This window comes from Streptomyces sp. NPDC039465 (assembly GCF_055639315.1).
In genome coordinates this window covers 579,401-592,249 of record NZ_JBVKAP010000003.1, presented here as the reverse complement: position 1 = coordinate 592,249, position 12,849 = coordinate 579,401, and the positions used below count along the sequence as shown (strand labels likewise).

The following is a 12,849-nucleotide window of genomic DNA, read 5'->3' as shown; positions in this document are numbered from 1 at the left end:
GCCCCGCTATCGCCCGCCCACCGGGTGGACCACCATCGCGGAGCCGCCGCCCCGGCGGGACTTCTCCGCCGCGGCCAGCCAGCGGCCGTCCGGGAGGCGCTGGACGCCCGTCGCCGCGCCGATCTCCGGGTTCTGGCGGAAGGCGTGACCGAGCGCCTCCAGTTCGGCGCGCAGCGGGCTGTTCCACAGCGCCGGTTCGAGCTCGGTCGTGGACTGGTTGCGCTGGCTGGCGCGGGGCGCCGCGATCGCCTCGACCAGGGGCAGGCGCCGGTCGAGGACTCCGGTCAGGGTCTGCAGGACCGTGGTGATGATGGTGGCGCCACCGGGGGAACCGAGCGCCAGGACCGGCCGGTCGTGCGAGTCGAGGACGATCGTCGGCGAGATCGACGAGCGCGGACGCTTCCCCGGTCCCGGCAGGTTCGGGTCGTGGACCGCCGGGTTGGCCGGGGCGAAGGAGAAGTCGGTCAGTTCGTTGTTGAGCAGGAAGCCCCGGCCCGGCACGGTGATGCCGCTGCCGCCCGTCGACTCGATCGTCAGCGTGTAGGCGACGACGTTGCCCCAGCGGTCGGCCGTCGTCAGATGCGTGGTGTTCTCGCCCTCATACGTCGTCGGCGCGGCCGTCCCCTTCGCCGCGCACGGCGCCGGGTCGCGCGGGTCGCCCGGGGCGAGCGGGCTGGTCAGCGCCTTGTCGTCGCGGATCAGGCACTCCCGGCTGTCGGCGAACCGCTGCGAGAGCAGCTCCCGGGCCGGTACGTCCTCGAACGCCGGGTCGCCGACCCAGCGCCCCCGGTCGGCGAACGCGATCCGGCTCGCCTCGATGAAGCGGTGCAGATAGCGGCCCTGCGAGGCGGCCGAAAGGTCCGTGCGTTCAAGGATGTTGAGCGCCTCGCCGACGCTGGTGCCGCCCGAGGAGGAGGGGGCCATGCTGTAGACGTCCAGGCCGCGGTACGACACCTTCGTCGGCGCCTGCCGCTTGGTGCGGTACGTGGCGAGGTCGCGCTCGTCGAGGTCGCCGGCGCGGACGACGCGGGTCGCCCCCGCCCGTACGGGCGGCCTCCGGACCGTGTCGACGATGTCCCGGGCGAGCGGGCCGCGGTAGAGCGCGCCCACTCCGTGCCGGCCCAGCGTGGCGTACGTACGGGCGAGGTCGGGGTTCTTGAACACCGAGCCGACGCGCGGCAGTTCGCCGCCGGGCAGGAAGAGCTCGGAGGTGGCGGGGAAGTCCCGGAAGCGGGCCTCGTTCGCCTGGGTCTGGGCGCGGAAGGTGGCGTCGACGGTGAAGCCGTCCCGGGCGAGCTTCTCGGCCGGCTTCAGCAGCTGCCGCAGCGGGCGGCTGCCCCACGCGTCGAGGGCGCTCTGCCAGGTGGCGGGGGTGCCGGGGGTGCCGACGCCGAGGCCGCTGGTCTGGCCCTCCTCGAAGGGGATCGGCTTGCCGTTCTCCGTGAAGAGGGAGGCGTCGGCCGAGCGCGGGGCGGTCTCGCGGCCGTCGATGGTGTGGACCGTGCGGGTCTTCGCGTCGTAGTGGACGAAGTAGCCGCCTCCGCCGATGCCGGCCGAGTACGGTTCCGTCACGCCGAGCGCGGCCGCCGTGGCGACCGCCGCGTCCACGGCGTTGCCGCCGCGCCGCAGCACCTCGATGCCGGCGGCCGAGGCGTCGGGGTCGACGCTGGCGACCGCCCCGCCGTAGCCGACGGCCACCGGCTCCTTGACGGGCGGTGAGGATGGTTTCCCGGCCGCGGGAGGGGCTGCCGCGCCCACCGACAGAACCGTCGTGGCGGCAGCGAGGACCGAGACAAACCGTGCGGTGGAACGACGCATCCGTACCTCCAGTCGACGACCGTCCGCGCAGCGTAACCGCCGTACGCCGCCCGCGTCATGACCACGCCTCGAACACCGGTCCGCGCCCCCGCTAGCATGCGCGCCCATGAATGAAGACCTGCGCAATCTCGTCCTCGGGGTGCTGGCGACCGGTGTCAGCGCCGCCCTGGGCTGGCTGGCCCGCACGTATCTGTGGCGTCGCGCCCTCCGCCGCAAGCAGGCCTTCTTCGGCCTGCCGGACAGCTCCGAGTGTCTGCTCGTGGTCAACCGCGAGGCCGGATCGTCCGAGGGCGCCGTGCACCGCTACGACGTGTCCGCGTTGCTCGAACTGGCCGCACTCGTCAAGGACTGCGGGGCGCACGCCCGGATCGTGCGGCACGACACCGCGCAGCAGGGCTTCGGGGACCGTACGGAGTTCTGTGTAGGGGGCCCCGGGTCGAATCGGCGTACCGTGGCCCATCTCGCGACCCTGCTGCCGGGTGTCCAGGTGAACGTGGAGGCGGAGCCGGGGCCGGACCGCGGCGCGTTCCTCATCGGGTCCGAGCGCTACCGCATGGAGCCGGGCACCTGCGAGTACGTTCTCCTCGCCCGGCTCACGGCGGGCGAGGGCGGGCGGCCGGTGTTCCTGTTCTGCGGGCAGCGGGCCATCACCAACCAGGCCGCGACCCGCTATCTGGCGCGGCACCACGCACGGCTGACCCGGACGTACAAGAACGGCCCGTTCGTCCTCCTGCTCAAGGTGGTCAACTCGGATGCGTACGGCCCCGATGTGGTCGAGCTGGTCGCCGACGTCACGGCCGAGGCGCGCTCGGCAGCGGACGCACCGGCAGCGACTTGACGCCGTTGATGAAGTTCGAGACCAGCCGCCGTGGCGGGCCCGCGAGTTCGAAGTCCGGCAGCGCCTGCCGTACCTCCTCGTGCAGCACCCGCAGCTGGAGGCGGGCGAAGTGGGCGCCGAGGCAGACGTGCGGGCCGTCCCCGAAGGAGACGTGCGGATTGGGGCTGCGGCCGAGGTCGAGGCGGTAGGGGTCGGCGAAGGCCCGCTCGTCGTAGTTGGCGGAGGCGTGGAAGACGACGACTTTGTCGCCCGCGGCGATCGTCCGGCCGGCCAGCTCGGTGGCGCGGACGGCGGTGCGCCGGAAGGAGAGCACTGGCGGGTGCCAGCGCAGGAGTTCGTCGACCGCGCTCTCCACGGCCACCTCCCCGGCGGCCAGCCGGCGCCGCTCGGCCGGGTGCTCGGCCAGCGCGAGCAGGGAGCCGGGGGCCGCGCTGCGTACGGTGTCGTTGCCCGCGACGGTCAGCAGGAAGAAGAACATCTCCAGTTCGGCATCGGCCAGCGGGGAGGCGGCGAGCGAGGTCATGATGTCGTCGCCGGGGCGGCGGCGTTTGTACGCGGCGAGTTCCTGGGCGTACGCGAACATCTCGGCGAGCATCGCCGGTGAGCGGGGGTTGACCGGGCGGCCCCGCTCGTCGAGGACGGGCGGTTCGTCGGGGTCCTGGTAGGCGATGACCCGCTCGGTCCAGCGCAGCAGCAGACCGCGGTCGCTCGCGGGCACACCCAGCAGGTCGGTGAGGTTGAGCAGCGCGTAGTCGTCGGTGACGGCGGTGACCAGGTCGACGGTGGGTCCGGACTCCCGCGCGCCGCGCAGCAGGACCCGGGCGCGGGCGCGGGCGGTGGCCTCGAAGCGCTCGATCCGGCCGGGGGTGAAGGCGCGGCTGACCAGGCGGCGGAGCCGGCCGTGGTCCGGCGGGTCCTGATTGAGCATCATCCGCCGGATGAAGGGCAGGTCGGCCGGGTCGGGGTCGCGGATCTGGGTGGCGCCGAGGTGGGAGGAGAAGGTGGCGGAGTCCTTGAGGACCCGGACGACGTCGGCGTGCCGGGTGACGGCCCAGAAGCCGGGCCCGGCGGGCCAGCCGAGGACTTCGTACTCCTCCTGCCGGGCCACGGGGTGGTGGTCGCGCAGCTCCCGGAAGGCGTCGTGCGGGAGTCCGGTGGCGTAGCGGCGGGGGTCGTACACGTCGGGGAGACCGGTGGCCGCGGTCATTCAGTACTGCCAGGGGCTCGGCAGGGGCAACGCCGTACGGTCCTCGACGGGGACGGTGTCGGGGGCGTGGGCGCGCAGGGCGGTGAGCAGCTCGGCCGGTTCGACGTCGAAGATCTGGCTCTCGAAGCAGAGGCCGGTGCGGCCCGCGCGGCCGAGGACGGGGGCGAGCCTGCGGTACATGGACGCGGGCCGGCAGGTACGGGGCAAGTGCCGCTCCCCGGGCGCCAGGTCGACGACGACCACGGTGCGTACGGCCGACCCGGTGCGCAGGGCGAGCGCCGCGGCGCCGGTCACGGAGGCCCAGGGCACGGTCCGGGCGGGCCAGGTGGGCAGGCGTACGGTCAGTCCGCCGGGGTCGAGGTCCAGGCGCAAGGGGCGTACGACGTATCCCGCGAAGGTGACGGCGACCGTGGCGAGCGCGACCCCGACCAGGGCCATCAGCGCACCGGCCAGGGTGCCGCCCGGGCCGTCGGCGACGGCGACCGTGGCGACGGCCCAGGCGACGGCGGTCACCACCGCGGCCACGGGCACCAGTTCCACACGGCGACGCAGACGCAGGGTCAGCTGGGTTGTTCCGGTGGTCTTCTCCACACCCAGAGGCTAGGGACGGCGGGGGCGCCGCGCCACTGTCCGACTTGTCACGGAGAAGTGGGGGAAAAACCACCCGGGGCACGCAACCTCGTTCATGCTTTCGCACTCTCTGTTGTCGAGAAAGATCGATTCGGAGGTTGTCCCCTTGAGCCGTATACGCCCGCGCACCTCTTTCCGTACCGCCGCCACGGCCGGTACCGCGCTGCTCGCCCTGGCGCTCACCGCGTGCGGGGGCGGCGACTCGGAGTCCGGCGCGAAGGCCGGTCCAGGCGCGAAGCCGGAGATGAAGATCTCGGTGAGCCCGTCCGGCAAGGGCGCCAAGGCCGGTGAGCCGGTGAAGGTGTCCCTGGCCGAGGGCAGGCTCCAGCAGGTCACGGTGGTGGACTCGCAGGGCGGCAAGCTGGACGGCAAGCTGGCGGCCGACGGCCGCACCTGGACCTCGGCCCGTCCGGCGGCCCCGGGCACCGGCTACACGGTGGAGGCGCGCGACGACAAGGGCGGCACGGCGAAGGCGGACTTCGCGACCGCCGCGGCCGACAAGGTCAACAAGCTGACGCTGGCGCCGGGCAAGAACACCACGGTCGGGATCGCCCAGCCGCTGTCGATCGTCTTCGACCACAAGGTGAAGAACAAGGCCGCGGTGGAGAAGGCGCTCAAGGTCACCACCTCGAACAACACCGAGGGTTCCTGGGGCTGGATGCAGGACTGGTCCGGCAAGGACCGGGTCGACTGGCGGCCCAAGGAGTACTGGAAGTCCGGCACGAAGGTGACGCTGAAGGCGGAGCTGAACGGCATCGACTCGGGTGGCGGCTGGTTCGTCCGCGACTACGTCACCGGTTTCACGGTCGGCAAGAACCAGGTCGTCAAGGTGGATCTGGACAACCACCGGCTGAAGGTGGTGCGGGACGGCCAGGAGATCAAGGACCTGCCGATGTCGGCGGGCACGCCCGGCGGCGAGAAGGCGTCCTGGCGCGGCAAGACCGTGCTGATGTCGAAGGAGGGCACGATCAACATGCGCTCCGAGACGGTGGGTCTGGGCGATGCGTACGACAAGATGGTCGACTCCTCGATGCGGCTGACCTGGTCCGGTATGTACGCGCACGCGGCGCCGTGGAACTCCGCGTACTTCGGCAGCGCCAACAAGTCCTCCGGCTGCATCGGTATGAGCGACGCCAACGCGAAGTGGGTGTACGACACGGTGCAGGTCGGCGACCCGTTCGAGATCACGGGCAACGACGCCAAGGGCACCCAGGCGATCAACAACGGCTACGGCGAGTGGAACGTGTCGTGGGCCGAGTGGCAGGCGAAGAGCGCGCTGAAGTGAGCGGCTCGGTGAGGGGTGTGGCGGGATTCCGCCCTCGAATCGTTACGGGGGCGTAACTTACTGGGGAGTTACCCCCAGTAAGCCCACGAGGTTACCGTCGGGTCACTTTGCAGTGACACGAGTGAGGAGTGACCCGTGGGCAACCCGCGCAAGGCCCTGCGTACCGCGTCGATCGGCGCCGTGTCGGCCACCCTGGTGGCCGGGACGGTACTCGGTCTCGCCCCCGCCGCCACCGCCACCGACGCCTCCGCCGTCCCGGGCGTCCGGTTCGTCGACATCGCCGGGGACGGCGGCACGGTCCTCAAGGCCAACGTCGTCACTCCGGCCGGCGCCGACGGCTCGCGTACGTACCCGGTGATCGTGCTGCCCACCAGCTGGGCCACGCCACAGATCGAGTACCTCGCTCAGGCGAAGAAGCTCGCCGACGCCGGTTATGTGGTGGTCAGCTACAACTCCCGTGGCTTCTGGCAGTCCGGCGGCCATATAGAAGTCGCCGGGCCGCCGGACATAGCCGATGCCTCCAAGGTCATCGACTGGGCGCTGGCCCACACCCCGGCCGACCCGGCCAAGGTCGGCATGGCGGGCCTCTCCTACGGCGCCGGCATCTCCCTGCTCGCCGCCGCCCAGGACAAGCGGATCAAGGCCGTGGTGGCGCTCAGCGGCTGGGCCGACCTCATCGAATCCATCTACAGCGGCCGCACCCAGCACCTCCAGGCCGCCGGGCTGCTCGGCGGCGCGGGTTACCTCACCGGCCGGCCGAGCCCGGAACTCCAGCGGATCCTCGGCGACTTCGTCTCCTCGAACCTCGCCAAGGAGCAGGAGATGATCGAGTGGGGCAAGAAGCGCTCGGTCGTCACCCAGCTGGACCGGCTCAACGCCAACGGCGCCGCGATCATGCTCGGCAACGCCTGGGGCGACACCATCTTCCCGCCCAACCAGTCCGCGTCGTTCTACGAGAAGCTCACCGGCCCCAAGCGGCTGGAGCTCCGCCCGGGCGACCATGCCACCGCCGAGGCCACCGGCCTGCTCGGGCTGCCCAACGACACCTGGACCAGCGCCCACCGCTGGTTCGACCACCACCTCAGGGGCGTGGACAACGGCATCGACCGCGAGCAGCCCGTCCAGCTGAAGTCCCGTTCCACCGGCGGCTACGAGGGCTACCCCGACTGGAAGTCGGTCGGCGCGAACGAGCGGAAGATCGCGCTGGGCGGATCGCAGCGGGTGTGGGCGAACGTCGACTCCGGCGCCAACGGCGGGGTGGTGATGCTCTCCAGCGCTCTCGACCAGTTCCTCAAGCTTCCCCCGGTCGCGTCGATCCCGCTGCTCCCCCGCTCCTTCGCCGCCGTCTGGCAGTCCGAGCGCTCCGACCATGTGCAGCGGGTGCGCGGCACGGCGAAGCTGCACACCACCGTCACCGCCACCAAGGAGAGCGGCACCCTCGTCGCCTACCTCTACGACGTGGGTCCGCTCGGGCTGGGCAAGCTGGTCAGCAACGCGCCGTACACCTTCCACGGCAAGACCCCCGGACAGCCGTTCACCGTGGACCTGGAGCTCTTCTCCACCGCCTACGACGTTCCGGCCGGCCACCGGCTCGCCCTCGTCGTCGACACCGTCGATCCGCTCTACATCGAGCACAACCCGACCGGCGCGCAGCTGACCTTCTCCTCGCCGTCGGCCGACCCGTCGTACGTGTCGGTCCCGCTGCGCGCGGAGTGATCACCGGCTGCTACCGGGCGGGCCAGATTCCCTACGCTGCTGCCTGCCCCCCTGTCGGCTCTGTCGAGGTCAGCGCAAACTATCCATCCCGAAAAGGGACTTCATACCCGACACGCACAAAAGGGGCATAAGCCGTATTTACCGCAAAGGGGTGTTCTCTACTCCGGGTGGGGGCGGGCCGGTGGCCGCCGAGGTCAGTTCTCGGCGGCTTCGGCGTACGTCTGGGACAGCTCCGGAGAACCGGTCGTCGCCCAGTCGAGACCGGCCTCCACCACATTGATCTCCCGCCCGGAGGCGAGCCTCACCACCGGCTGGCCGTCTCCCCGGACGTGCCAGGCCGCGCCCGCGACCGTACGGACCATGACCGTGCCCAGATAGAGGCCCGCGTCGTTGCCGAACCAGGGCAGCTCCTCCTGGTCGTCGCGCCAGCGCGGCGGCAGCTGGTCGATCGCCTCCAACGAGGCCGGGGTGTCGTCCAGTTCGATCCCCGCGTCCTGGACCCTGGCCCGCAGCAGCTCGCACTCGGCGAGCAGCTCCGCCACCCCGTCGGGGTCGCGGTCGAAGGCGGAGACCAGGGAGGGCGCCGCCTTGGGCTCATGACGCCTGCGCCAGGCGTCCAGGAAGGGGATGTTCATCAGCCCAGCGTCGCACCCCGGGCAGCGGCGCACCATAGGGCGCGCCCTCCGGCCTGGCGGCCCGGCCGGTGGTCAGACGTTCAGATCGACGACGACAGGGGCGTGGTCGGAGGCGCCCTTGCCCTTGCGCTCCTCGCGGTCGACGTAGCTGTCCTTGACCGCGTCGGCGAACGGCTTGTTGCCGTACACCAGGTCGATGCGCATGCCCCTGTTCTTGGGGAAGCAGAGCTGGCGGTAGTCCCAGTACGTGAAGGGGGCGTCGTACTTGAGCGGGCGCGGCACCACGTCGCTCAGTCCGAGCTCGCGCAGTCCGGCGAGCGCGGCCCGCTCGGGCGCGGTGACGTGGGTGAGGCCCTCGAAGGCGGCGGCGTCCCAGACGTCGTCGTCGGTCGGCGCGATGTTGAAGTCACCGAGCACGGCGAACGGGCGCTCACCTGCCGCGTCCTCGGCGACCGCGCCCTGGAGCGCCTCCAGCCAGTTCAGCTTGTACGCGTAGTGCTCGTGGGCGACCTCGCGGCCGTTGGGCACGTAGACCGACCAGAGGCGCACGGGGCCGCAGGTGGCGGAGATGGCCCGGGGCTCCTGGACGCCGCCGTACTCGGGGCCGCCGGGGAGGCCGCCCACGACGTCGTCGAGGCCGACGCGGGAGACCAGTGCCACGCCGTTCCACCGGCCGTCGGCGTGGACCGCGGACTCGTAACCCAGCTCACGCAGCTCGTCGGTGGGGAACTGCTCGGCGGTGCACTTGGTCTCCTGGATGCACAGCACGTCCGTGCCGCTGCTCTCCAGCCAGGCGAGCAGCCGGGGCAGCCGGGCGGTGATCGAATTGACGTTCCAGGTGGCGATGCGCATGTCCGCCAGCCTAACGGTGGGGTGTGACAGTCACAGACTCGTCGAGTCGCCGGGGGCCAGCCGGCCGTGGTCGGTGCCGCCCAGCGCGCCGATCTGGTTGTCGTAGATCGGCCGTGCCAGATCGGTGAGCAGGGCGTCGTGGATGTCGATGGCGCGCTTCGGCTTGACCTCGCGGATGTAGTCGATGACCTCGGAGATCTTGTTCCAGGGGGCGTGGACGGGGAGCATCAGCGTGTCCACGGGGTGCTCGGGGACGGTGAGGGCGTCGCCCGGGTGGAAGACCGAGCCGTCGACCAGGAAGCCGATGTTGGTGATCCGGGGGATGTCCGGGTGGATGACGGCGTGCAGTTCGCCGTGGACCTGGACGTCGAACCCGGCGGCGGTGAAGGTGTCGCCGTGGCCGACCGTGTGGACGCGGCCGGGGAAGGCGGCGGAGAGCTTCTCCGCCACGCTCCTCAGCGTCCAGATCTCCGCGCCGGGGTTGGACTCCAGGCCGGCTCGCAGCCGGTCCTCGTTGAAGTGGTCGATGTGCTCGTGCGTGACCAGGAGGGCGTCGGCGCCGACCGCGGCGTCCTGCTCGCTGAAGGTGCCGGGGTCGATGACGAGCGTCCGCCCGTCCTTCTCCAGCCGGATGCACGCGTGCGACTTCTTGGTCAGCTTCATGGAATCCCACCTCACGACGCCGGTACGGGCGTCACCCTACCCTCGCGGCGTGGTCTCCTCCCTGATCACCTGCTGGACCACACGGAAGGCGCTGTTCGCCGCCGGCACCCCGCAGTAGACGGCCGTCTGCATCAGCACCTCCTTGATCTCGGCGGGGGTGAGGCCGTTGCGCAGGGCGGCGCGGGTGTGCAGGGCGAGCTCCTCCAGATGGCCGCCGGCGATCAGGGCGGTGAGGGTGATGCAGCTGCGCGTACGCCGGTCGAGGCCTCCGCGGGTCCACACCTCGCCCCAGGCGTAGCGGGTGATCAGCTCCTGGAAGTCGGCGGCGAACCCGTCGCCGTCGCCGAGGGCGGCGTCGACATGGGCGTCGCCGAGGACTTCGCGGCGCAGCTTGAGCCCGGCGTCGTACGGGTCGGGGCGGCCGCCGGCGGTGTCGCCGGGGGCGGGCTCCGGGGCGGGCGCGAGCTCGGCGACGGGGGCGGCGGGGGCCGAGAGGGCGGGCATCGGCGGGGGCGCGGGGATCGCGGGGAGGGTGTCGACCCAGGCGGTGGTGAAGTGGCGGACCAGCAGGTCCGTGACGGCCGCGGGCTGCTCCACCGGGGCGAGGTGGGAGGCGCCCGGGACGACGGCGAGCGGCGCGTCGGGGATCCCGGCGACCAGGCCGCGGGCCTCGGCGGGGCCGGTGACCTGGTCGTCGGAGCCGACCAGGACGAGGGTGGGAACCCCGATCCGGCCGAGGTCGGCCCGTACGTCGAAGGCGGCCAGGGCCTCGCAGGCGGCGATGTAGCAGCCGGGGTCGGTGGTGCGGACCATCTGCACGGCCCATTCGACGATCGCGGGCTGGGCGGCGGCGAAGCCCGGGGTGAACCACTGCTCGGGGGCCATGCGGGCCATCGGGTCGAGGCCGTTGGTGCGGACGATGACGCCCCGGTGGCGGAACTCGTCGGCGGTGCCGAACCGCGGCGAGGCCGCGATCAGCGCAAGGGAGGCGACCCGGTGCGGGGCCCGCAGGGCGAGGTCGATGCCGATGGCGCCGCCGATGGAGCAGCCCGCGTAGCCGAAGCGCTGGACGCCGAGCTCGTCGAGGGTGGCGAGCAGCCGGTCGGCGAGGTCGGCGACCGAACGGGCGGGGTGGGCGGGGGCGCCGCCGTGGCCGGGCAGGTCGAAGCGGATCACCCGCCAGTGGCGCGCCAGCTCGGGTATCTGCCGGTCCCACATGTGCAGCGTGGTGCCGAGCGAGGGGCCGAGGATGAGGACCGGGGCGTCGTCGGGGCCGTCGCAGCGGTACTGCAGGGTCCTGGGTGCCTGAGGGAGGTCCTGGGCCTGCTGATCCTGGGGCGGCGTCGTCGGGGCCGGGGGCGTCTGCGTCTCACTCACGCGCGCCAGGGTAATGAGCCGACCTGCGGCTTTGCGTCAGGGGGTGGTGGTCGAGACGACGTAGACCCGCGGTGCGGCGGGGTCGGTGAAGTCCACGGTGATGTTCTGTGTGGGCCGTGGATCCTCGCGGTGGATCGTGGTACCGGCCCAGTCCTGGGCGTCCGGGAAGTGCCAGCCGACGACATCGGCGTCCCGGCCGGTGATGGTGACCTCACCGTGTTCGAGCCGGTCGCGGCCGGAGCCGAGGTGCAGGAGGAAGTCGTCGAGGTTGGCGGCGCTGGTGGTGAACTGCACGTAGAGCCGGCTGGACTTCCAGTTGCTGGTCTCGAAGTAGGCGACGCGGCTGGAGCCGGCCGGGATGGGGACCTCGAAGATGCGGCGCTTCATCAGGGAGGGCCAGTAGTCCCGCAGCCCGGTGGCGGAGGACTCGGCCTCCTTGTCGCGGCCGCTGTCGCGGCTCTGTTCGGCGGAGACGACGAGGTAGCCGGCCGGGATGCCGATGAGGAGCACGATCACGATCGCGGTGAGCCAGCGGCGTCCGATCATCCGGCGCCGGCCCTCGGGGGGCTTGCCGGCGGGGTCGGCGTCGGGGGACGTCGTCTGGTGGGGCACGGTCATGGTGTGGGGTCCTGGGTGTTGCCGTCGGTGCTGGTGGTACGGGTCACGCGGGCGGCGCTGCCGTTGCGCAGGGCCTGGGCGTAGCGCTCGTACCGTTCGTGCCGCTCGACCCGGCGGCGGTTGGCGCGGCGGAAGCGGCGCGCGACGAGCCGGGCGAGGTCGGCCGCACCGACCATACCCGCCTCGGGGCCGAGCTCGGCCTTCACGATCCTCGCCTCGGGGCGGTAGCCGCGGCCGGTGAGGTGGCGGCGGAAGGCGTCCCGGGCTGGCCCGATCAGCAGGTCGTCGGCGGCGCTGACGCCGCCGCCGATCACGAAGCAGGAGGGGTCGAGGGCGGCGGCGAGGTTGGCGATGCCGACACCGAGCCACTGGCCGATGTCCTGGAACAGCTCGACGCACATGGCGTCGCCCTCGCGGGCCAGCTCGGTGATGAGCGGGCCGGTGATCTCCGGGACGTTGCCCTTGACCCGCTCGATGATGTTGTACGCGACCGGGGAGTCGGCGGCGGCCAGCTCCCGGGCCTCGCGGACCAGGGCGTTGCCCGAGCTGTACTGCTCCCAGCAGCCGCGGTTGCCGCAGGGGCAGCGGTGTCCGCCGGGGACGACCTGCATATGGCCGAACTCTCCGGCGACGCCGTACTTGCCGCGCTTGACCTGGCCGCCCTCGAGGATCGCGCCGCCGATGCCGGTGCCGAGCGTGATCATGACGAGGTGGTCCTCGCCGCGGCCGGCGCCGAACCGCCACTCCGCCCAGGCGGCGGTGTTGGCGTCGTTGTCGACCATGACGGGGACGGCGAGCCGGGCCTGGAGGGCGTCGCGCAGGGGTTCGTTGCGCCAGGCCAGATGGGGGGCGAACAGGACCGTGGCCCGTTCGGCGTCGACCCAGCCGGCCGCGCCGATGCCGACGGCGTGCACGTCGTGCCGGTCGGAGAGGTCCAGGACGAGTTCGGTGATGGTGTCCTCGACGACCTTGGCGCTCTTGGACTTGTCCGGCGTCTCGGTCTTGATCTTCTCGAGGATGACCCCGTCCGCGTCGACGACTCCGGCCATCACCTTCGTGCCGCCGATGTCGATGCCGACGGTGGGCACCCGGGGGGCGGTGAGATGGGAGCGCCGCTCACGGGTGCCGACGGTCCGCAGGACGGTGGCCCGGGCGGAGCCTCGGTTGTTGAGGTCGCGGTACGTACTCATCGGTTCGATTCTGCCAGGTG

The 12,849-nt window shown here is 72.0% G+C and carries 12 protein-coding genes; 3 read left to right on the top strand and 9 right to left on the bottom strand.

What is annotated here, in order from left to right; translation table 11 throughout:
• Nucleotides 1-6 precede the first annotated feature (6 nt).
• Nucleotides 7-1,818: a gamma-glutamyltransferase gene (gene ggt / locus ACZ7LT_RS13145; protein WP_471236090.1), complete on the bottom strand. Its 1,812-nt coding sequence runs from the start codon at nt 1,816-1,818 to the stop codon at nt 7-9.
• 106 nt (nt 1,819-1,924) lie between these two features.
• On the opposite strand from ggt, the gene ACZ7LT_RS13140 reads away from it, so the two are divergent.
• Nucleotides 1,925-2,656, top strand: coding sequence for a hypothetical protein (locus ACZ7LT_RS13140; RefSeq protein ID WP_471236089.1), 732 nt, complete (start codon nt 1,925-1,927; stop codon nt 2,654-2,656).
• Here ACZ7LT_RS13140 and ACZ7LT_RS13135 read toward each other — a convergent pair.
• Both ACZ7LT_RS13135 and ACZ7LT_RS13130 read right to left on the bottom strand, forming a co-directional pair.
• Nucleotides 2,610-3,863 carry a cytochrome P450 gene (locus tag ACZ7LT_RS13135; protein WP_471236088.1) on the bottom strand — a complete coding sequence of 418 codons (1,254 nt, stop codon included), beginning with the start codon at nt 3,861-3,863 and terminating at the stop codon, nt 2,610-2,612. The two genes, ACZ7LT_RS13140 and ACZ7LT_RS13135, sit on opposite strands and share 47 nt — an antisense overlap.
• The gene (locus ACZ7LT_RS13130) at nt 3,864-4,454 is read right to left on the bottom strand and encodes a hypothetical protein (protein WP_471236087.1); all 591 of its coding nucleotides are present in this window, start codon (nt 4,452-4,454) and stop codon (nt 3,864-3,866) included. It abuts the gene before it with no gap.
• Nucleotides 4,455-4,599: 145 nt separating this feature from the next.
• Here ACZ7LT_RS13130 and ACZ7LT_RS13125 point away from each other — a divergent pair, with 145 nt between their 5' ends.
• Both ACZ7LT_RS13125 and ACZ7LT_RS13120 read left to right on the top strand, forming a co-directional pair.
• Entirely contained in the window at nt 4,600-5,778 is a 1,179-nt protein-coding gene (locus ACZ7LT_RS13125) for a L,D-transpeptidase (RefSeq protein WP_471236086.1), read from the top strand.
• Between the two features lie 135 nt (nt 5,779-5,913).
• Nucleotides 5,914-7,494, top strand: a complete 1,581-nt coding sequence (locus tag ACZ7LT_RS13120) for an alpha/beta fold hydrolase (RefSeq protein WP_471236085.1) — start codon at nt 5,914-5,916, stop codon at nt 7,492-7,494.
• A gap of 194 nt (nt 7,495-7,688) precedes the next feature.
• Here ACZ7LT_RS13120 and ACZ7LT_RS13115 read toward each other — a convergent pair whose 3' ends face one another.
• From ACZ7LT_RS13115 to ACZ7LT_RS13090, 6 genes are all read right to left on the bottom strand, one after another.
• Nucleotides 7,689-8,129: a DUF6278 family protein gene (locus tag ACZ7LT_RS13115; protein WP_471236084.1), complete on the bottom strand. Its 441-nt coding sequence runs from the start codon at nt 8,127-8,129 to the stop codon at nt 7,689-7,691.
• A 72-nt stretch (nt 8,130-8,201) separates the two neighbouring features.
• On the bottom strand, nt 8,202-8,981 hold the full coding sequence (locus ACZ7LT_RS13110) for an exodeoxyribonuclease III (RefSeq protein WP_471236083.1): 780 nt from the start codon (nt 8,979-8,981) through the stop codon (nt 8,202-8,204).
• A 30-nt stretch (nt 8,982-9,011) separates the two neighbouring features.
• The gene (locus ACZ7LT_RS13105) at nt 9,012-9,644 is read right to left on the bottom strand and encodes an MBL fold metallo-hydrolase (RefSeq protein ID WP_471236082.1); all 633 of its coding nucleotides are present in this window, start codon (nt 9,642-9,644) and stop codon (nt 9,012-9,014) included.
• Between the two features lie 36 nt (nt 9,645-9,680).
• The gene (gene pcaDC, locus ACZ7LT_RS13100; RefSeq protein ID WP_471236081.1) at nt 9,681-11,021 is read right to left on the bottom strand and encodes a bifunctional 3-oxoadipate enol-lactonase/4-carboxymuconolactone decarboxylase PcaDC; all 1,341 of its coding nucleotides are present in this window, start codon (nt 11,019-11,021) and stop codon (nt 9,681-9,683) included.
• Between the two features lie 36 nt (nt 11,022-11,057).
• Entirely contained in the window at nt 11,058-11,639 is a 582-nt protein-coding gene (locus ACZ7LT_RS13095; protein ID WP_471236080.1) for a hypothetical protein, read from the bottom strand.
• Nucleotides 11,636-12,829: an ROK family glucokinase gene (locus ACZ7LT_RS13090; RefSeq protein WP_471236079.1), complete on the bottom strand. Its 1,194-nt coding sequence runs from the start codon at nt 12,827-12,829 to the stop codon at nt 11,636-11,638. The genes ACZ7LT_RS13095 and ACZ7LT_RS13090 overlap by 4 nt, the downstream gene beginning before the upstream one ends.
• Nucleotides 12,830-12,849: the final 20 nt, after the last annotated feature.

Coding starts and splice junctions, on each gene's coding strand:
- ACZ7LT_RS13110 (WP_471236083.1), bottom strand. CDS start 8,981: ATGCGCATCGCCACCTGGAACGTCAATTCGATCACCGCCCGGCTGCCC.
- ACZ7LT_RS13135 (WP_471236088.1), bottom strand. CDS start 3,863: ATGACCGCGGCCACCGGTCTCCCCGACGTGTACGACCCCCGCCGCTAC.
- ACZ7LT_RS13105 (WP_471236082.1), bottom strand. CDS start 9,644: ATGAAGCTGACCAAGAAGTCGCACGCGTGCATCCGGCTGGAGAAGGAC.
- ggt (WP_471236090.1), bottom strand. CDS start 1,818: ATGCGTCGTTCCACCGCACGGTTTGTCTCGGTCCTCGCTGCCGCCACG.
- ACZ7LT_RS13115 (WP_471236084.1), bottom strand. CDS start 8,129: ATGAACATCCCCTTCCTGGACGCCTGGCGCAGGCGTCATGAGCCCAAG.
- ACZ7LT_RS13090 (WP_471236079.1), bottom strand. CDS start 12,829: ATGAGTACGTACCGCGACCTCAACAACCGAGGCTCCGCCCGGGCCACC.
- ACZ7LT_RS13140 (WP_471236089.1), top strand. CDS start 1,925: ATGAATGAAGACCTGCGCAATCTCGTCCTCGGGGTGCTGGCGACCGGT.
- ACZ7LT_RS13095 (WP_471236080.1), bottom strand. CDS start 11,639: ATGACCGTGCCCCACCAGACGACGTCCCCCGACGCCGACCCCGCCGGC.